The 21,100-nt window shown below is 48.0% G+C and carries 14 protein-coding genes; 13 read left to right on the top strand and 1 reads right to left on the bottom strand.

Annotated features, from left to right (window positions below):
* Positions 1-197: 197 nt before the first annotated feature.
* Positions 198-1,070 carry a carbohydrate kinase family protein gene (locus GGU45_RS05355; RefSeq protein WP_435222700.1) on the top strand — a complete coding sequence of 291 codons (873 nt, stop codon included), beginning with the start codon at positions 198-200 and terminating at the stop codon, positions 1,068-1,070.
* Positions 1,071-1,349: 279 nt separating this feature from the next.
* Here the strand turns inward: GGU45_RS05355 and GGU45_RS05350 are convergent, their stop codons facing one another.
* Positions 1,350-2,249: a DUF6528 family protein gene (locus GGU45_RS05350; protein ID WP_435222698.1), complete on the bottom strand. Its 900-nt coding sequence runs from the start codon at positions 2,247-2,249 to the stop codon at positions 1,350-1,352.
* A 100-nt stretch (positions 2,250-2,349) separates the two neighbouring features.
* On the opposite strand from GGU45_RS05350, the gene GGU45_RS05345 reads away from it, so the two are divergent.
* The 12 genes from GGU45_RS05345 (at position 2,350) to GGU45_RS05290 (ending at position 21,051) form a co-directional block, all read left to right on the top strand.
* Positions 2,350-2,637, top strand: coding sequence for a hypothetical protein (locus GGU45_RS05345; RefSeq protein ID WP_435222696.1), 288 nt, complete (start codon positions 2,350-2,352; stop codon positions 2,635-2,637).
* Positions 2,638-2,861: 224 nt separating this feature from the next.
* Positions 2,862-5,138, top strand: a complete 2,277-nt coding sequence (katG, locus tag GGU45_RS05340) for a catalase/peroxidase HPI (protein WP_435222694.1) — start codon at positions 2,862-2,864, stop codon at positions 5,136-5,138.
* Between the two features lie 316 nt (positions 5,139-5,454).
* Positions 5,455-6,258 (top strand): 5'-nucleotidase, lipoprotein e(P4) family, encoded by an 804-nt coding sequence (locus GGU45_RS05335; RefSeq protein ID WP_435222692.1) that lies wholly within the window; start codon positions 5,455-5,457, stop codon positions 6,256-6,258.
* 480 nt (positions 6,259-6,738) lie between these two features.
* Positions 6,739-8,181 carry a sulfatase family protein gene (locus GGU45_RS05330; protein ID WP_435222690.1) on the top strand — a complete coding sequence of 481 codons (1,443 nt, stop codon included), beginning with the start codon at positions 6,739-6,741 and terminating at the stop codon, positions 8,179-8,181.
* Positions 8,182-8,242: 61 nt separating this feature from the next.
* Positions 8,243-9,811, top strand: a complete 1,569-nt coding sequence (locus tag GGU45_RS05325) for an arylsulfatase (protein ID WP_435222688.1) — start codon at positions 8,243-8,245, stop codon at positions 9,809-9,811.
* A complete protein-coding gene (locus GGU45_RS05320) occupies positions 9,808-11,439 on the top strand; it encodes a sulfatase family protein (protein ID WP_435222686.1) in 1,632 nt (543 codons plus the stop codon). Before GGU45_RS05325 ends, GGU45_RS05320 begins: the two co-directional genes overlap by 4 nt.
* A gap of 1 nt (position 11,440) precedes the next feature.
* Positions 11,441-12,997: a glycoside hydrolase family 28 protein gene (locus GGU45_RS05315; RefSeq protein ID WP_435222685.1), complete on the top strand. Its 1,557-nt coding sequence runs from the start codon at positions 11,441-11,443 to the stop codon at positions 12,995-12,997.
* 10 nt (positions 12,998-13,007) lie between these two features.
* Positions 13,008-16,025, top strand: a complete 3,018-nt coding sequence (locus tag GGU45_RS05310; RefSeq protein WP_435222683.1) for a TonB-dependent receptor — start codon at positions 13,008-13,010, stop codon at positions 16,023-16,025.
* A gap of 230 nt (positions 16,026-16,255) precedes the next feature.
* Positions 16,256-17,530, top strand: a complete 1,275-nt coding sequence (locus GGU45_RS05305) for a hypothetical protein (protein ID WP_435222681.1) — start codon at positions 16,256-16,258, stop codon at positions 17,528-17,530.
* Entirely contained in the window at positions 17,527-19,458 is a 1,932-nt protein-coding gene (locus tag GGU45_RS05300; RefSeq protein ID WP_435222679.1) for a heparinase II/III domain-containing protein, read from the top strand. The genes GGU45_RS05305 and GGU45_RS05300 overlap by 4 nt, the downstream gene beginning before the upstream one ends.
* Before the next feature lie 5 nt (positions 19,459-19,463).
* The gene (locus GGU45_RS05295) at positions 19,464-20,558 is read left to right on the top strand and encodes a glycoside hydrolase family 88/105 protein (protein ID WP_435222677.1); all 1,095 of its coding nucleotides are present in this window, start codon (positions 19,464-19,466) and stop codon (positions 20,556-20,558) included.
* 226 nt (positions 20,559-20,784) lie between these two features.
* Positions 20,785-21,051, top strand: coding sequence for a hypothetical protein (locus GGU45_RS05290; RefSeq protein ID WP_435222675.1), 267 nt, complete (start codon positions 20,785-20,787; stop codon positions 21,049-21,051).
* Positions 21,052-21,100: the final 49 nt, after the last annotated feature.

Genomic DNA, 21,100 nt, shown 5'->3' with positions numbered 1-21,100 from the left:
AACTTTGTGTATCTTAACGGAAACAAAGATCTTTTAGAAACTGTTTAAAAATAGAATAATTAAAAACCATTAAGGCATTAAGAATAGTTTAGCAACCGCAATTCTTAATGAATCTTAACTTCTTAATGGTTTTTGAAGGCCTGAATGTCTGTTATACGGAATTTTAATAATGAAAACTTAAACAGCTTCTTATTCTTATGACGGAGCAATCCTATACAGCAATTTGTTTTGGTGAAATTCTTTGGGATGTACTGCCTGGCGGAGCACAGCCCGGCGGCGCACCCATGAATGTGGCGTATCACCTGAACCAGTCCGGGATTGCAGCGGCGGTATTGTCGAAAAAAGGAAACGATGCCGATGGTGAGCGGCTGGTCCGTTTCCTGGAAGGGCATCGCGTAAGTACCGCACTGGTGCAAACCGATCCCGCTTATCCTACCGGAAAAGTGCTGGCCACACCGGGAGCAAACTATGAAATGCAATATGATATTGTTTTTCCAGTGGCCTGGGATTTTATTGATGATAATGACATAGCTGCGGAAAAAGTGACTGCTGCAGAACTATTCATCTTCGGGAGTCTTGCCTCCCGCAGCGAACATTCGCGCAAAACCCTGTTTAGCCTGTTATCCCGTGCCAAAAAGAAAATAATGGATATCAACCTGCGGCCGCCGCATTTTACGCAGGAAGTGATCGAAGCGCTACTGAATGAGGCATCGGTGCTGAAGCTGAATGAAAATGAGCTGCAGCTGCTCAGCGGCTGGTATACCTTTACCGGTGGGGCGCGGGAGCAGGCGGAGGCGCTTGGGAAACGGTTCTCCATCCGGGATATAATAATTACAAGAGGGGCAGAGGGTGCGGCTTATTATGCAGATGGGCGTTTTTATGAGCATCCGGGCTTCAAAGTGGAAGTAGTAGATACCGTTGGCAGCGGAGATGCCTTCCTGGCGGGGTTTCTATCGCAATTGCACAAAGGAAGCAGCCCGGAAGCTGCACTGGATTTTGCCTGCCGGCTGGGTTCATTTATTGCAACAAAAAAAGGGGCCTGCCCGGAGTATGATATAGCTGAAATATAGAAAGATCCTGCAAGGGATCGTTTAGGGTGCATGGCATATTTACAGACTTCTTTTGGAGTGGGGTTTTAACCGCAAGGTGCGCAAAGGTCAGCAAAGTTTTTTGAAGTAATTGCATTCGCAGGTGCACCAGTTTTGGAGAGCTTATTATTAATGCAGGAGTCTGGAAAATAAAGAGGCGGCTGATGGCCCTACATAGCGCTCCTTGCGTATTCCTTGCGTTCGTTGCGTTTGAATCTTAACCGCAAGGCGCGTTTAATTTACGTGATCTGCGGGACATAATCAGAAGAAGCGGACCTTATAGAGTTTTATATCCGGGATCGTAATGGTCCTGTCCGGGTTGCGCATATAGATATGATAGGTCCACCAGCTTTCCTCGGCCTGGGTAAACAGGAGCTGTTTTGTTTTGGGGCTGTAATTGGCCGATTTAATATTCTGTCTTCCCTCCAGCGGTTCAAAAATACCGAAGATCGCTTTTGGAATGGAAAAGGTAAAAACATTGTGATGCGTAGTCACGATCAGGGTTTCAGGATCCATTGCCGAAAGATCGTGCCCGCCTTCGGATGGCAATTTCCACTTTTGTTCAAGCCGCAAACGGGGTGCGGTACTGTTCCAGTTTTGTAAGGAATAAGCCCGGAGCTCATCAAACCCCAATGCAAACAGCCGCTGGTGCTTTGAGCTCCATACCACACCATGGCCGGAGTATAAAGAATCCCGGAACAATCTTTGTTCCGGTTTATTAAGGTCATACAATTCAATGCTGTTTCCCTGGGTATGCGTGGAAAGCGCTACCACCACCCGGTTGCCGGGCAGTATTTCGGCAGAATGTGCCATGGGAACCCGGGCATAAAAAACAGGTTTTTTGGTTTTAATATCCAGCAGCACCATACCGCCCCCCGATGAGGTCAGCAAGAGTTTGGAGCGGTTCATCACCGGCTTGCAATCATCCAGGGGAACCATCCATTTCTGGTAGGCGGGGGGAAGTTCCTGCGCATCGCTTACCTTCCAGCGCCAGCTAACAGCGGGCGTGGTTGCGGATTGCCGGCTGTTAAGCAGCAATACTTTATCGTCTCCGCATACAACAATATCTGCATTTCCGGTGCCGGTCATCGTTTTAGTGGCACAGGAACTCAGCAGCAGCAAAGCAGGCAAAAAGTAAAAGATAAACGGAGACTTTGTCATTTTTTAATGCGTTTTGATCTGTTGTAATTGAATTTGTTTACCCGGGGTAAAATCCTAAAGTTAAGGCAAACAGGTATTTTTGAAACAAAAATGGATTAAAATGGCATATCAAATATTTAAAGCATCACTCGAAGCGACCCGGCCGCCCGAGGGCCTGAGCCCCCTTCAATCCGGGCTTTGGCAGGCAGCAAAAGGAAATTGGGAGGCGGCACACCAGGTAGCGCAGGATCATGAAGGTGAGCGGGATTTTGACCGGCTGCATGCCTGGCTGCACCGGGTGGAAGGGGATCAGTGGAATGCGGATTACTGGTACCGCCGCGCAGGCACCTCCATGCCCCGCCAGTCTCCGGAAGAAGAGCTGGAATCGCTTATACAGCTTTGGGGCTGACAGGAGGCATCGGGCTTCCGGCTGCCGCAGGTATACCATCCGGTTAGCGGAAGCAGAAGGTACTGCTGCTGCCGCAATCTTCTTTTAGAGTAATCAATTTAATCTATTGAATCATAAATTTAATTGATTTTGTTTATGCAATAAATCTCGATATGTTTGTTTCTCTTTTACAGGAGAACGATTCTGGTAAGAGGACTCTGTCAATAATCATAAAAACTTATAAAATGGGGAAAGATTCAAACGACATCAGCAAATGCCCGTTTCACAATGGCTCTATTAAACAAAGTGTAGGCGGTGGCGGAACCAAAAACCGCGACTGGTGGCCCAACCAGCTCAAGTTGAACATCCTGCGGCAACATTCTGCTTTATCCAACCCGATGGACAAAGGATTTAACTATGCCGAAGCATTTAAGACCCTGGATCTGGATGCTGTAAAGCAGGACCTGCATACCCTTATGACCGATTCGCAGGACTGGTGGCCGGCAGATTTTGGCCATTACGGAGGGTTATTTATCCGCATGGCCTGGCACAGTGCCGGCACCTATCGTGTGGGTGATGGCAGGGGTGGAGCAGGTTCAGGACAACAACGTTTTGCACCGTTGAATAGTTGGCCGGACAACGTAAGCCTCGATAAAGCCCGGCGCTTGCTCTGGCCCATCAAACAGAAATATGGCAAAAAGCTATCCTGGGCCGATCTGCTGATCCTTGCCGGTAATGTGGCACTGGAGTCGATGGGCTTCAAAACCCTGGGTTTTGCAGGTGGCCGTGAAGACGCATGGGAAGCGGCCGAAGATGTATACTGGGGTTCAGAAAACACCTGGCTGGGTGGCGATATCCGCTATGCGCACGGTGCAGAAGGCGTTGAAAAGAGCGGCGGTGTGCTGGTAACGGATGAGGAGGCCGATGGTGATATCCACTCCCGCAATCTTGAAAAACCACTGGCTGCTGTACAAATGGGGTTGATCTATGTAAACCCGGAAGGACCGGACGGTAATCCGGATCCCATTGCTGCGGCAAAAGACATCCGGGATACTTTTGGCCGCATGGCCATGAATGATGAGGAAACGGTAGCCCTGATTGCCGGGGGCCATACTTTTGGTAAAACACATGGCGCCGCATCGGCCACACATGTAGGCAAAGAACCGGAAGCAGCCGGCATAGAGGCCCAGGGCCTGGGCTGGAGCAACAGTTTTGGTACCGGAGTGGGCGCAGATACCATCGCCAGCGGACTGGAAGTGACCTGGACACAGACGCCTACAAAATGGGACAATAATTTTTTTGAAACACTATTCGGTTTTGAATGGGAGCTTACCAAAAGCCCCGCGGGCGCGCACCAATGGGTAGCAAAGGGTGCAGAAGCCATTACGCCCGATGCCTTTGACCCGGCTAAAAAGCATAAGCCCACCATGCTTACCACCGATCTTTCACTCCGGTTTGACCCCGAGTACGGAAAAATTTCAAAACACTTTCTGGAAAACCCGGATGCCTTTGCCGATGCGTTTGCCCGGTCCTGGTTTAAACTGACACACCGCGATATGGGACCCCGCAGCCGTTATTTGGGAGCGGAAATTCCCCAGGAGGAATTTTCGTGGGAAGATCCCATCCCCGCGGTAGATCATGCATTGATCGATGAGGCAGATGCTGCCGCCCTGAAGGCAAAAATACAGCAGTCGGGTCTGAGCATCGGCGAGCTGGTATCCACGGCCTGGGCCTCTGCGGCCACCTTCCGCGGAGGGGATAAGCGTGGGGGCGCCAATGGCGCCCGGATTCGCCTGGCCCCGCAAAAATACTGGCAGGTAAATAACCCTTTACAATTGCAAAAAGTGCTGAATGTGCTCGAAGGCATTCAGCAGGAATTTAATGCGGCGCAAACAGGAGGTAAAAAAATATCGCTGGCCGACCTGATCGTGCTGGCCGGTGCCGCAGGCATTGAGAAGGCAGCCGGGGGTGCCGGGCACCGTGTTACTGTGCCGGTAACACCGGGACGTATGGATGCCTCGCAGGAACAGACAGATGTGGATTCCGTCGCTTTCCTGGAACCTTTGGCTGATGGTTTCCGGAACTATCGCAAAACAAAGATACCCGTTCCTACAGAGGCGTTGCTGGTCGACAAGGCACAACTGCTCACCCTTACAGCGCCGGAACTGACCGTGCTGCTGGGAGGCTTGCGGGTGCTGGAAACCAACGTTGATGGCTCCCGCCATGGTGTACTTACAGAGCGCCCGGGGCAACTGACCAACGATTTTTTTGTAAACCTGCTCGATATGCGCACCGCATGGAAAGCGGCTTCCGAAGACCGCGAGCTATTTGAAGGGTACGACCGGAGTACCGGTGCCACCAAATGGACAGCAACCCGGGCCGACCTCGTGTTGGGTTCCAATGCGGAACTGAGAGCCATTGCTGAAGTTTACGGAAGTGCCGATGCCGGGGAAAAGTTTGTGAACGACTTTGTAGCTGCATGGAACAAAGTGATGAACCTGGACCGGTTTGATCTTGGATAATGCTATTTGTATTTTTATGGGAAAGGTGGCCTGAAAACGGGCCGCCTTTTTTTTGATCCGTTGCGTCAGTGTTAATAATGAACCAGCCCAGGGGCAATGATTGGCACCAATAGCGGATGGTGCCGGCAATGATTTTGTTTTCACAAGCCATTCGGGAAGACGCCTGTTTCATTAACAGATTGTTAATTTTTTTATTAAATGAATGTTCAATTAATTTAATAAATAGTTTGCCGTATTGATGTGCTGTCTGTTATAGCCTTTCCCGGGGGGACAGGTTAAAGGGTTTAAAGCGGAAAAAGCATTTGAACAATAAATTATGAAGCAGTTTTTTTTTATTATCGGAGTTGTTTTCTTATGCTCCTGTAAACAGGGAAACCGGCGGGAACCGACACGGGAACACCTGTCATTAATGCCGGAGGCCCCCGCCTGGGGAGCCCTGTGGCAACAGCGTGCCGCAGAATACCGGGCTTTGTCGTACCAGGCTTACAATAGTGCAAGGCTGAGCCTCGACGGGATGCTGCAACAACCTTCCGGGCGGCCAGGAGCCATTGTTACAGATGTTGATGAAACCGTGCTGGACAACAGCCCTTACTATATTCACCTGGCCATGAAACATGCGGGCTACACGGATTCATCCTGGATCAGCTGGACAAAGCAGGTGGCCTGTGATTCAGTGCCGGGCGCACCCTCATTTTTCCAATATGCCGCTTCAAAAGGGATCACGGTGTTTTATATTACCAACCGTATCGGGGGAGATCAGCAGCAAACGGTTGAAAACCTGAAAAAGTATAATTTCCCCAATGCAGATACCAGCCACCTGCTGCTGATGAGCACTACCTCCGATAAGGAGGCCCGCCGCCAGATCGTGCTGAAGGATTATGATATCATGATGTTGCTGGGCGATAACCTCGGCGACTTTTCATCGCTGTTTGATAATAAAGCCATGAACAGCCGGGCAGCATGGACCGAACAGCATAAAGAGTTATTCGGAAAAAAATTCATTGTATTACCCAATAATATGTACGGTCATTGGGAGGAAGCCTTTTACAGAGATCAACAACTTAAAACTGCTGCGGACAGTAATGCCTTTTTACAAACACTTTTAAATACCTATCCGTAGCTTTTTGTACGAATGAATATTTACGGGGCTGAACGCACCCAAAAGGCGCTGCTTTCATACTGAGTGCTCTGTTTGCGTTGCAACACCAATGTTGGAATGACAACGCTTTCTGCTATCGCAAGGTCACAAAACCGCTCAATCTCCGGGTAGAATAACCATACCCGGATCGCTGTTCAAAGACCCGCTGTCCGGTACCCGCTCCTGCCCGGCTGTAAAAATAGCGGAAGAGGGGTGGGCCGTCTTTCAGTAGCAGATAAGCCTGTTTGTTATATGTTGATTTTCAGTAATTTATATTATTCGTTTGCGAAATCGTTTTCGGCAACGATTGCGTAGATATTGTACTTTAAATAAGGATTTCTATTGGTGAAAAGCGCTACATTAGCTACTATCATTAACTGAAATTGCTTGTTATTGAAGTCAACATATTTGCTTGTTCTGATTGCTGCTTTGCACGGGAGTCCATCTGATGCTCAAAAGGCAATGAAGCAGCCAAATATCCTTTTTGTGATCGCAGATGACCAGTCTTATCCGCATGCATCCGCCTATGGCAGCAAAATGGTAAAGACTCCGGGGTTTGACCGGGTTGCCGGTAAGGGAGCCTTGTTCACCAATGCCTATGTAACATCGCCGGGTTGCAGTCCTTCGCGGGCCAGCATTCTTACGGGGTTGTATCCCTGGCAGGTTGAAGAAGCCGGCTCACATGCCAGTTCTTTTTCATCAAAGTACCAGTGTTTTCCGGATATCCTGAAAAATGCAGGCTATCATATCGGCTATACGGGTAAGGGCTGGGGACCGGGTAACTGGGAGATTTCCGGCCGCAAATACAATCCTGCGGGGCCTGAGTACAATCGCCAGGTACTTGAACCACCCTATACCGGGATATCGAAGATTGACTATGCCGCAAATTTTAAGCAATTTCTGCAGGAGCGGAAACCGGGGCAGCCCTTTTATTTCTGGATAGGCACCCATGAGCCGCACCGTCCTTTTGAAAACCAGGCCTGGATAAAGCAGGGTTATACGATGGGGCAGGCAGAAGTTCCCGCTTTTTTGCCGGACAAGGATACGATAAAGAGTGACCTGCTCGATTACGCTACAGAAATTTCCTGGTTTGATGCGCATCTGACAAAATGTATGAATGAACTGGAGCGGATTGGTGAACTGGACAATACCATCATCATCGTTATGGCAGACAATGGAATGTCCTTTCCCTATGCCAAAGCCAATTGTACGGATGCAGGTATTCATGTGCCCCTTGCTATTTGCTGGGGCAGCAAATTGAAATCCAACCAGGTGGTTAAAACGCTGGTGAGCTCAATCGATATTGCTCCGACCATTCTTGCAGCGGTGGGGCTAAAGGCCCGGGATGCGCTAAGCGGGCAAAGCTTGTTGCCCCTGCTTACGGACAATGCCAAAGCCTACACCGCTACCGCTGTGTATGCGGGACGGGAGCGGCATTCTTTTTCCCGCTATGATAATATGGGATATCCCATGCGCAGCGTCCGGTGGAAAAATCTGCTGCTGGTGCACAATTTTCATCCGGAAAGATGGCCGGCTGGTGACCCGGAGGAACTTACTAAAGGCGGCGGTTTAAAGACGGCTTATTATGATATCGATGATGCTCCTTCAAAACAGTACCTGGTCAATCACCGGAACGACCCTGAAATGGCTGCTTATCTGGAGCGGTCGGTTGGTAAGCGCCCGGAATATGAATTGTATGACCTGAGTAAAGATGTGAGCTGTTTGCACAATATGGCCGAAGACAAAACGTATGCAAAAGCCTTGGCAACGATGCAACAATTGCTAAAGAATAAGCTTGTAGCCACAAAGGATACCCGGATCGGCAATAATCCGGAGATATGGGAAACCTACCCCCGGCTTGAAGGTAAGATGCGCAATTTTCCGAAGGAAACAGGGAACAAATAGCAGTTGCGGATACGGCGCCTTCCGGCCGGCTGAATTTCTGACCACTTAAAACAGAAAATAAATGAAAAGACTAAACCTGGTGCTCCTTTCGGGTTCCTTTATGTTATTGCTTTGCTCGGGAATACCCCCGGAGCGGCAGGATGCCGGTAAAGGAAAAGGCAAGCCCAATATCCTGCTGATATGTGCGGATGACCTGGGATGGTCCGATATCGGCTGCTATGGCAGCGAGGTAAAAACGCCCAACCTGGACTTACTTGCGGCCGAGGGGATCCGTTTTCGCCAGTTTCACAATACGTCCAAATGCCATCCATCGCGGGCTACCTTATTAACGGGTTTATATGCCCAGCAGAATGGGTATGCAAAGAAGTTTGACGGTCCGCTGGTAAATGGTATCACCTTGGGCGAATACCTGAAATCGGCCGGGTATATTACTCTTTGGTCCGGCAAACATCACGGGGCGGAGAACCCCAAAACAAGAGGGTTTGATCATTATTACGGGCTTAGAGACGGCGCCTCTAATTATTTTAATCCGGGCTTACAACGCCCGGGGGAAGGAAAACCGGCACATAAAAAAGTACGTTACTGGTGCATCGAGGACAAGGAATACCATCCGTATACACCGGGGGAAAAAGACTTTTACACGACCGATTATTTCACCAACTATGCCCTGAAATGGCTGGATGAATATAAAAATGACGAGGCGCCCTTCTTTCTTTACCTGGCGTACAATGCGCCGCATGATCCGTTAATGGCCTGGCCGGAAGATATTGCAAAATATAAGGGAAAATATGATAAAGGTTATGAGGCCATCCGCAATGCCCGGTTTAAAAAGCAGCAGCAAACGGGGCTGATCGATAGCCGGTATCGTTTATCCAACGCTACCTACCGGCCCTGGAAGTCGCTGAGTGTTGCCGAACGGGATACTGAGGCCCGGAAAATGGAGGTATATGCGGCGATGATCGACCGTATGGATCAGAATATCGGCAGGGTACTGAGCAAGCTGAAGGAACAGGGAAAATATGAGAATACCCTGATCATTTTTCTTTCTGATAACGGGGCTTCCGCAGAAGTGGTGACCCTGGATGATAGCTATGGCCCTATAGGAACCCTTACCAACTGGACCTCGCTGGGAGAAGACTGGGCCAATATAGGCAATACGCCCTTCCGCTATTTTAAGAACTATAGCTATGAAGGCGGAACGGCTGCCCCAATGATCGTATCCTGGAAAAACGGACTGAAAGCCCCGGGCCGGATCGCCGACTTTACCGGGCACCTGATCGATGTGATGGCCACTTTTGTAGATCTGGCAGCAGCACCTTACCCAAAAGCATACAAGGGTAAACCCATACTTCCTTATGAAGGCACGTCTTTTTTGCCGGTTATCCAGGGTAAGACGGCAGCACGTAAACAGCCCTTGTTTTGGGAGTGGCGGACGGGCCAGGCGGCAAGGGATGGAAAATGGAAACTGGTAAGAGAAGGGCTGGACCAGCCCTGGTCCTTATTCGATATGCAGGCGGATCCTTCTGAAACAAAAGATCTGGCAGCGGTACATCCCGGGATAGTTACCCGGATGGATCAGTTATTTAAAGGCTGGAAAGCCCGTGTTTCTATTGTAAAAGCAAAAAAATGACCGGTTACAAAAACAGGATGGGATATTTTCTGACCGCAATGGTGCTCCTCTTCTGGTCAGGGGCGGCGTTTGCCCAAAAGCAGGGCAAACAGCCCAATATCCTCTGTTTGGTAACGGAAGATATCGGACCCTATATCGGCTGTTATGGAGATCCGTATGCACAAACACCGAACCTGGACCGCCTGGCTGCGGAGGGTATCCGCTATACCCGTATGTATACCTCCATAGGGGTATGTGCCCCCTCGCGGGCAGCGCTGATCACCGGTCTTTTTCCAACATTTTTTGGTGCAAACTATATGCGTACCTCCAACACAAAGCCGCTAACGGAGGGTCTGGTGCCTCCCTACGAAGCAGTGCCACAGGCCGGGGTTAAGTGTTATACGGAATACCTGAGAGCTGCCGGGTACTATTGTACCAATAATGCCAAGATGGATTACCAGTTTAAAGTGCCTGTAACGGCCTGGGACGAAAACGGCAAGAAAGCGCATTGGAAAAACCGGCCCGGTGGAATGCCGTTCTTCGCCATCTTTAATATGGAAATTACGCACGAATCGCAGGTATGGAAAAGAGCCAATGAGCCGTTGGCGATCGACCCTGCGAAGATCGTACCGCCTCCCTATCATCCGGATGATTCTGTAACGCGCCGGGATTGGGCAGTGGTGTACAGCAACATCCATGCAATGGATAAGTTGGTAAAGCAATATATTGATGAGGTAAAGGACGCGGGGCTTTTAGACAATACGATCATCATCTGGTACTCTGATAACGGCGGACCACTTCCCCGGCAGAAAAGAGAACTATATGAAAGCGGAGCATTGGTGCCATTTATGATCCGTTTCCCGGATGGCCGCTATGCAAGTACGGTAAGCGACCGGATGGCCATGTTTGTGGACATACCGGCAACCATTCTTTCACTTGCAGGTATAAAGCCGCCGGCTTATATGCAGGGGATTCCCTTTTTGGGAACGTACAATGGACCGGAAAGGGACTGCGTATATGGCGCCCGCGACCGGCTCGATGAAATCGTGGAACGGCAAACCTGTGTGCGGGATAAACACTATCGTTTTGTACACAACTATTTGCCGGAAAAGCCCGGATATATGGAGATCCTTTCCCGGCTGCAGATGCCGATGATGCAGCACATGAAAACCCTGTACCAGCAACATCAGCTGGAGCCGGCAGTACGCCGGTGGTTCGACAGGCCGAGGGCTGTAGAAGAATTTTACGATGTGGACAAGGATCCGCATGAAATGCATAACCTGATCGCAGATCCCGGCTACCGGTCTCATATTGACCGGTTGCGGAAAAAGCTCGGTCAGCTGGATAAAGAACTCAATCCCTACCTGGGACTTAGTGAAGCTGAATTAAGGGAACAATTATGGCCGGGAGGAGAGCAGCCAATAACAAAACAGCCTGAATTTTCCGTACTTGCCGACGGTACCGTTAAAATAAACGGAGCTACCGCCGGGAGCTCTATTGCCTACCAGGTAAATGGCAGGGGGTTACACGAAAACCATTGGCTGCTCTACTCTAAGCCGGTTCTCTTAAAAAAAGGCGATGTGCTTACGGCAATTGCAACACGGATTGGTTATACACCAAGCACATTTGTAAAATTTGTAAAGAAGTAAAATGAAGATGTTATCGAAGATAAAGTTGATATGGACCGGTATTTTTTGTGCCTGTTTTTTTAACGGCATAGCACAGGACAACTGGGCGCTGATGCAGGAAATTGAAAAGGCGATCAAAGCTCCCCGGTTTCAAAAGAAGGACTATAATATTCTTGCGTTTGGCGCCCGCCCGGGAGGTATTGCAGATGCGCGGCCTGCCATCAGCAAAGCCATTGCCCGCTGCAACCAGCAGGGCGGTGGGCGGGTGCTGATCCCAGCCGGAAAATTTTTTATAAAGGGTCCCATTGTACTTAAAAGCAATGTAAACCTGCATGTGAGCGAAGGCGCCGAACTGATCTTCAGCAGTGTGGCCGAAGACTATCTGCCGGTGGTATTTACCCGCTGGGAGGGCACCGAGCTGTATAACTATTCCCCGCTGATATACGCCCGTAGCGCAGTGAATATTGCCATTACGGGAAAAGGATTGCTGAATGGGATGGGAACAGCCAACATTGCCACCTGGAAGCCGCTTCAGAAAAAAGATCAGCAACAATTGCGGGAAATGGGAAGAACAGGTGTGCCTGTTGCCAAAAGAGTTTTTGGTAAAGACCACCATTTACGCCCGGCTTTTGTGGAGCTGGTTGATTGCAGGAATATACTCATCGAGGACATTAAGCTGATCAATGCCACTTTTTGGGTGATCCACCCCATTTATTGTAACAATGTAACCGTGAGGGGCGTGACTGTGGAAAGCAGGAACCTGAACAGCGACGGCTGCGACCCCGAATCTTCTACAAATGTGCTCATTGAAAACTGCCGTTTTGTTACCGGCGATGATGGTATTGCCATTAAATCGGGAAGAGATAATGACGGGTGGCGGGTAAACAAGCCTACCGAAAATGTGATCATCCGCAACTGCAGTTTTGAAACCGAGACCAATGCCGTATGCATCGGCAGTGAGATCTCTGGCGGGGTGCGCAACGTATTTGTGGAGAACATAAAAGTGAAAGAAGCATCCAATGCCGTGTACTTTAAATCCAATCTTGACCGGGGCGGGTTTATTGAACAGATCCGCGTGCGCAATGTGGTAGCCGATTCGGTAAGGTCCTCGGTTATAAAATTTGAGCCGGATTACAAATCCGAAAGCAAACAACACTATCCCACCCGGTTCCGTGACTTTGTGATTGAGAATGTTTCGGCTGTTGCCGCGGGTGATTATGCCATTGATATTACTGGTTTTGAAGCGATGCCTGTTTCGGATGTAGTACTGAAGAACATAAAAATTGCCAGGGTAGCGCAGCCTTACCGGGTAAAACATGCACAGGGTGTTTCTTTTAATGAGGTAATGATCAATGGTGCGCCGGTTATTTATGGACAGCCTGATAAAACAGTTTCCCTGAACGGGACCCGGGAAGTGGCTATCAGCAATGACCAGCCCCGGCAATATGTTTCAAAGGTTCCGGCACCTGGCATCATTACGATGGCCAAACCTGTGCTGGCAGCGGATCTGGACGGACAGGATCATAAAGAAAGAATCAAAAAAATAACAATTCAAGAACAACAATTCAGTAATTTTTAAAACGCAAACAATGAGAAAAAACGTAAAGCCTGTCATATTGTTCATACTGGCGGTTTTCATGGGAGTGCTGCCGGGGTACGCCCAGGGATCCGGAAATTTGAGTGGCCGCATTATCGACCAGAACGGTAATACGCTACCCGGGGCATCGGTTACCCTTAAAGGATCTACGCTGGGTGCGTCATCCGACCTGAACGGTTTTTACACCTTACAGGGAATACCGGAGGGTAAGAAAAACATTACGGTTGAATACCTGGGGTATGCGCCGGTAACCATTTCGGTAATCGTTCAGAAAGGTAAAACCGCAACGCAGGACATTAAGCTGACCGAACTTGCAAAGAGCCTGGGAACCGTAGTGGTTTCCGCCGCGATAGATGGTCAGGCCAGGGCATTGAACCAGCAAAAAAATGCAGATAACCTGATGCAGGTGGTATCGGCGGATCAGATCGGGCGTTTCCCGGATCTGAACGTTGCTGAGGCCCTGCAACGATTGAGCGGGGTAACGATCACCCGTGTCAGAGGTGAAGGCTCGGAGATTCAGCTAAGAGGTACGCCGGCAAACTTTGTGAACATTAACGTAAATGGCGAGCAGCTGATGGGCGTGGGCGGTGAAAACGGCGCGCGCAACATGTCTTTAGATGTTATTCCTTCAGACGTTCTTTCTTCCATGGAAGTACAGAAGACCCTGCTTCCTTCAAATGACGGGGATGCGATCGCGGGTGTCATCAACATGCGCACAGGAATTGCCCGTTCTTTAAAACCAAAGTATACGCTGGATCTGGGAACAGGGTATAATATGTTAAGGAAACACATGCCTTATTCGGCTAAAGCCGGATTTGCACAGCGGTTTGGTGCCAGCGAAAGGAATAAAGAGGGCGTTTTTGGTATTGCAGCTAATGCAAGTTACTACAATAATAATAATGGATACGATCGGATTGAAGCAGAAGCCTGGGCACAGAAAAACATCGTGGATAAAACCGGCGCGGTAATCGACAGTCGCAAAAATACCTGGGTACCCACTGATTTTCGTTACCGGTACCAGGAAGGCACCCGCCAACGCATGGGTGGAACACTTGCGCTGGATTATGCCCCAAATGTGAATACAAGATTTGTGTTAAGCGGGATGTACAATAAGCGTGTGGACACAGATACCCGGTATAGAAACAGGTTTCGCTACAGAGGCAACTTTATACAGTTGGGAGGAGATAGTCTTGCTACAGATCGTTTTCAAAACATCGCGCAAACCTCCAACCAGGTTGTTAAGATCGATAATTTTAATATAAGCCTGGATGGTGAAACCAAAATAGGCACCTGGCAAATTGATGGGGGGGTGTTTTATTCCCAGAGCCACAGCTCCGGTAAAAATGCGCAGTATAACTTTAGTGCGCCGGATTGGCGCGCCAATAATAAGGACATTGCAGGAACGGATAATGGATCAGGCAAGCCCATCCGTATTCCTAATATGACGCCGGTAGCAGTGATACCGGATATTAACAGCAGCTATTTAACTTCTGCAAACCTGTATACTCCTGCATCCGGCGGGGCCATGGATGATCCCGGACGTTATCAGTTTACGGATGCACTCACCCAGATCAATATTCAGAATGGTTCCAATACAACCGGACGGTTTAATGTTTCCAAAAATTATTTCATAAACAATAAGTATGCTTCTGTATTTTCATTTGGTGCAAAAGCAAAATTGATGGACAACAACCGCTCCCGGCCCTGGCCCACATCTCAATTGAGGATTGCAACGATTACAGATCGTAACAGTCCGGATTATGGCGATACAAGGCTTGCTAACTTTCTGCATAAGGCCAATCAATCGGCTGAGTTCCTGAATGGCAATTTGAACTTTGGACCCTCTGCCGATGTAAAAGTTATTGAGCAGTTTATTAAAGCCAGGCCGGACCGCTTTGTTTCGGATGAGTATACAAGGACGCTTCAGGGCGATGAGCAATATTACACGGCAAGCGAAAATGTTGTTGCCGGATATTTAATGAACAGGATACAGTTCAATAAATTGATGACGCTTATGGGAGTGCGTTTTGAGAACACGTCGGTTAGTTACAAAGCCAATAGAATTTTCCGCTACGACAAGTCAGCTGATCCGAACGTAAACGGCGGACAAAAGCCCGGAGCCACACCGGATACCTATGTGTATGATGCATACAGTAAAACACCGGCAGATTCGTCGCTCAGTTACCTGATGGTGTTGCCCAACCTTCAGTTTAAATATGATATGGCCAAAAACCTGATCCTGCGCGCAGCCTGGACAACAGGATATTCGAGACCAAACCTGCCGAAACTGGTTCCCTCAATGACAGTGAATACGGAAATGAGGAGAATAGAACTGGGGAACCCGGAGCTGAAGGCCGCGTATTCAAATAATCTTGATCTTTTGGCAGAACATTATATGAAAAATGTGGGTATTCTGTCGGGTGGTTTCTTTTATAAGCATATTGATAAATTTCAATACCTGAGCCAGGGCACATTAACGGATGTGTCGAATCCTTATTACAACCCGGATGACGCATTCGTAATATCGCAGCCGCGCAATGGACAAGCAGCTAAAGTGTATGGGCTGGAATTTACATTGAACTCAAGTCTGAGTTTCCTGCCCGGCTTCCTGAAAAATCTGCTTTTTACAGGAAATTATACCTATACACACTCTAAAGCAATTACAGAAAACGACAGAGGTGCTATCAGGCTCCCCGGCCAGGCGGATCATACCGGTAATATTGCGTTGAGCTATTCCTCCCGCAAGCTTACATTACAGGCTTCGGCCAATTATAATGGTAAGTTTATCTATGCGCTGGGTGCAGACACAGACCAGGATCTTTGGGTAGACAGCCGCTGGCAGATTGATCTTAACGGATCTTACCGTATCACAAAACGGCTCACTTACTATGCGGAAGTAACAAATATCAACAATGCGCCGGCCTTTACTTACATGGGAAATAAAAACCGTGTAAATCAATTGGAGTATACGGATGCATTTGTTAGAACAGGCTTGAATTTCCGGTTTTAGTGACGCAAATAAAGTAAAACGAACATCAGTGTTTCGATAATTGCAATCGGTTGAAAAGATTGATTTTCGAACCGGTTGCAATTTTTTATTTATTCCGGTTTTTTAAACGTTTCCGTAGATTAACTTTCTTAGAAGATCTGCGAAGAAAATGGCGCAAATTCTCGTCTGAACGATCATTCGGCACAGGTAGAAGATGCCATCGACCCCAAAAGTGTAAACAACTTCATTGAATGACATTCATATTAGGAAAACAGACCATGGTTAAAATAAAATATTCAGTCTATCCGGTGCTTTTTTTTATGTTGTTTATCCGGGCATCAGCCCAGGTAAAACCAGAAGAAGTAAAAAAAGCGATGAATGAAACGGCCGCGTATGTGGCCAATGTACTCCTGGATAGCGAAGGCAAATCAAAATGTGACTATAATATTTTAGAAGCGAAATGGTATCCCTATGAAGTGCCCTGGCACACCGGACAGGCGATTTATGCGCTCTTGGCCGCCTATAAGCAAACAGGAAACAAAGCCTACCTGGATGCTGCAAAAAAAAGCGGTGAATACTGGATAGGGTTAGAGATAAAAGATCGCCCTAAGCTCAGGGGAATGGTCAATGCCGTTCACGGTGATTTTATCGGCGATGATGTTATTGTTTTCTCCACCGTTTCCGATGGTACGCCCGGCATTTATGAATTGTCGAGAGTTACAGGAGATCCTAAATATGCGCTGGTAGCCACAAAGGCGGCCGGCTGGATGCTTGCGAATATGTGCGATCTTACACAAGGTGTCTGCTATGATAATGTAGATGCAAAAACCGGGGAGGTTTTAAAAGAATACAGTCCGTTTTGGAAATCAAAAGATTCGGGTGCGCAAAAACTGTTTGATGTATCCAGGCCCAATACGGAAGGGGCGCTTTTTAAAGACGCATACAAATTTTCGGGCGACAAAAAATTTAAAGAGGCTTTTATAAGCCTTTGCAATAGCCTGGTACAACTGCAGGGCCCGGAAGGTGTGTGGATGCAGTTTATGCCTAATTCTGTTGCTGATAATTATTTCCATCCCAGGTTTGCATTATGGTATGCGGAGTCATTAATAGAAGTATTTAAACTCACCCGGGACCGGAAATACCTTGAGGCTGCGGCAAAAACGGCCCGGGTATTTCAGAAAGCGCAGTTATCCAACGGGACCATATTTTATGAAAACTACCTGGACAAGAGAGCACCCGATAAAGGCTCTGTAACCGGCTCCTCCGTTGCGCTGGCAGGCATTGTGTGGATCGGGCTATCGAAGGAAGGTTATGCCGAATTTAATCCTGCGATTGAGCGATCTGCCCGCTGGCTGATCGATAATCGCTTTGCACAGGATCATCCCGATCCCAACCTGCGTGGCGCGGTGCTCGAAACCCGGACCAGGATGAAGAAAACAAAAATGTGGATCACCAACAGGGATATCGGAACTACGTTCGCTGTCCGGTTCCTTGCCGATTATTATGATTTTAAATTCCGGAAATGATTTTAATGACAACCAGGTCTATACGATTTCGAACGATATTACAAACCATTTGCTTCCTTGTAATAGGATTGCAGTTGCAGGCCCAGAAGCAACCGGATTTTACTGTAAAAAAAGATCATCCGCGTTTATTATTACTGAAGGGCGAAGAAAAGCAGATCAGGGAAAAGATTGCCGGGGATGCATTTCTTGCTTCCATGCATCATTACATCATCAGGACGGCTGACTCAATTTTAAACGAACCGGTAGTGGCATACGAATTGATCGGGAGCCAGTTATTAAAGGTTTCAAGAAAAGCGCTTACCTATATTTATTATTTGTCCTATTCCTGGCGTATGACCGGTGACGACCGGTACGCAGCCCGCGCAAAGAAAGAACTGCTCAACGTTGCAGCCTTTAAAAGCTGGAACCCCACTCATTTTTTAGATGTGGCGGAAATGGTGACCGCCGTTTCCATTGGTTATGACTGGCTGTACAGTTACCTTGACAATGGCACAAAAGAGCGGCTTCGAAAAGCAATCATACGAAAAGGGTTGTATGAATCCTTACCTGAAAAGGCTACTGATAAATCGCATTACAGCTGGCTGAAAAAAAAGAACAACTGGAATTCCGTTTGCAATACAGGAATGGCTTTGGGCGCCATTACCATATATGAAAGCGATCCGGAACTGGCCAAGAAAATAATCGGCAGGTCTATAAAATTGGTGCGCGATGTAGCATTGGAAGAGTATTTGCCTGATGGGAATTATCCCGAAGGGTACTCTTACTGGCGGTACGGAACTACCTATAATATTACATTGATAGATGCATTAGAGAAATTATATGGATCCTCTTTTGGGTTGATGAACAATAAGGGCTTTATGAAAACACCCGAATATATTTTGCAAATGTCAACGCAGAATTCCGGTTGTTTCGCATACGCCGATTGCTTTGCAGACCAATCCCTGTCTTACCCGATGCTTTGGTTCGCAAACCGGACCGGTGATCCGGGTATACTTTGGACAGAAGCGGAGCGACTGAACAATGCCCGTAAAATGGGTATGACGGATGCGGAACTTTTTGATGTACGCTATCTTCCTTCTGCGTTGCTATGGGCCCCGGCAAACCCGTTTTCGGGAGTGAAGAAGCCGGAAAAGAGGCAGTATATAGGAAGGGGTACTACTCCCATTGCCATTATGAGAAACCATTGGGGGGGAGATGATGAAATTTTTTTAGCAATGAAAGGCGGCCGCTGTGTTACCAATCATTCGCATATGGATATTGGCAGCTTTGTTATGTACCGCGGAAAAAATCGATGGGTAACAGATCTGGGGGGCCAACCTTATTATTCACTGGAGAAATACGGCTTTCATCTTGGTGACCGCAGCCAGTACTCCCGGCGCTGGGACGCGCTGCGCATTGGTACAAAGACCCATAATATTATCACCTTTGACGGGGACCGGCAAAATGTTACAGCCAAAGCGGAGATGGATGAGCAGGGCGAGCGTACGAATTTCATGTACGCCATATCAAACCTAAGTGCTATAGACAGCCCGCATGTGGCAAGGCGTAACAGGGGCGTTGCCATTGTAGATAATAACTATGTAGTTATCCGGGATGAGATCGTTAACGCGGAAAAATTTACAGATATACGCTGGGCCATGCTTACGCCTGCAAGTGTAAAACTAACGGGAAGGAATGAAGCCGAACTGGAAATGAATGGTGAAAAAATGCGGATGAAAGTAGTGGGAGAAGGCATCACTATGAATACCTGGAGCACGAAACCGGAGTTTTCATTTGATGAAGATAACGGCAATACCATCATGGTAGGGTTTACATCAGTGCTGCAGCCAGGACAGTCGGTAGCGTATACCGTTTATTTAATTCCGGAAGGTGCACAAACCAAAAATGAAAAAATCCGCCCTTTGAAGGATTGGAAAACGATAAAATGATTTTTATGCAAAGATTAGTATTCGCGCTTTTGGCAATGGCTATGATGGCTGTTTCCTGTAAAACAGCTTATTTCAGCGCTTCCGATAAAAGAAAGGTAAACCGGGTGGCCTCCTGGCAAATACAGCATTATTCAGATACGCTGGCGCCCCAGGCCGGATGGGTACAGGCTGCCATGTACCGGGGAATGGTTGAATGGGCGGCACAGACAAGTTCTCAATCCCAGTATGATTTTCTTTTGCAAACAGGTAAGGACCTGCAATGGGGCATGCTGGGCCGGCTTTATGATGCCGATGACCTGTGTATCGGACAAACCTATTTCCGGCTTTATGACCGGTATAAAGATCCGGAGATGATTCGCAAGGTGATCAAAAGAGTGGATTCGGTTATTGCCAATCCCGACAAACAGCCCTTGCTTACAGAAAAAGGAAAATACTACCGCAACCGCTGGGGCTGGTGTGATGCATTGTTTATGGCGCCACCGGTGTACGCGCGGGTCTACCAGTTAACAGGAAACCCGGTTTACCTGGATTTTTGTTTTTCGGAATTTAAGGTAACTGCGGATGCGTTATACGATAAAGAGAAGCAATTGTTCTTCAGGGATCTTCGTTTAATAAACGAGCGCGATCATAAAGGAGAGAAGGTTTTCTGGGCGCGGGGAAACGGGTGGGTATATGCGGGGCTTGCCCTTATGTTGGAATCGGTTCCCCCTTCCCATGAAAGCTATGCCTGGTATCTCCGCCTGTTCCGTGAAATGACAGCCTCAGTGATCCAGGCACAGGACCGGCAGGGCGCCTGGCACAGTAGCTTGCTGGATCCCGAAACCTTTACACAGCCGGAGAACAGCGCCGGAGGCTTTTTTGTATTTGGTCTTGCCTATGGCGTTAACAAAGGATTGCTGACAGAAAGTATTCATAAATCAGCGGCACTGAAGGGCTGGAAATCCCTACAAAAATATGTAGACCGGTCGGGGAAGCTGGGTTATGTGCAGCCGGTGGGCCATGCACCCTTGCAGCTTACAGAAGATATGACGGCGCCTTATGGTGTGGGCGCCTATCTGTTGGCAGCCTCGGAAATGGCGAAGATGAGAAAGAAGAAGTAGTACCGGTGCTTTTGTGTTGTCGGAAAGCGTTCTGGCCTTCAGGGAACCGGGAGTCATCGGGTATTGGTCCATCCATCGCCAGGTTTGTCCTATGAAAGCTCTTCAACTATTTTTCTGTTCCGTTTGCCGGATTTTTGTTGATCAGGCGCTCTCTTTTTGCAGAAAATTTTAAAGTTAAAACAACAAATACCAGTAAATTTGAGTAGAAATGATTAAATGATATCCTATGTTTGAAAAGTTGATTCCCAAAGAGGCGATAGAGCAGTATCATATTATCCATGCAGAGGAAGACCGCAGTATTCATTGGAAAGAGCGTCTTGGTTATGCCGTGCGACTGGGTAATGAATTTAAGAGCAAAACGACCGTTACATTTAATACCACCGAGGGCCCCCAGTCTGTAGAAACAACCGTATGGTCGCTCACGGAAAATCATATTTCATTAAAAGGAGGTGTCCTGATTCCGCTGAACAGTATCATTGATGTTCATTTTTAGTGCTGAAAAATTCAGTTTCCCTTCAGTATTATGATCCAACTTTGCAGGA

This window comes from Niabella hirudinis (assembly GCF_051201075.1).
Classification (GTDB): domain Bacteria; phylum Bacteroidota; class Bacteroidia; order Chitinophagales; family Chitinophagaceae; genus Niabella; species Niabella hirudinis.
The sequence above is the reverse complement of the archived record's forward strand: the minus strand, read 5'-3'. Positions and strand labels throughout refer to the sequence as shown.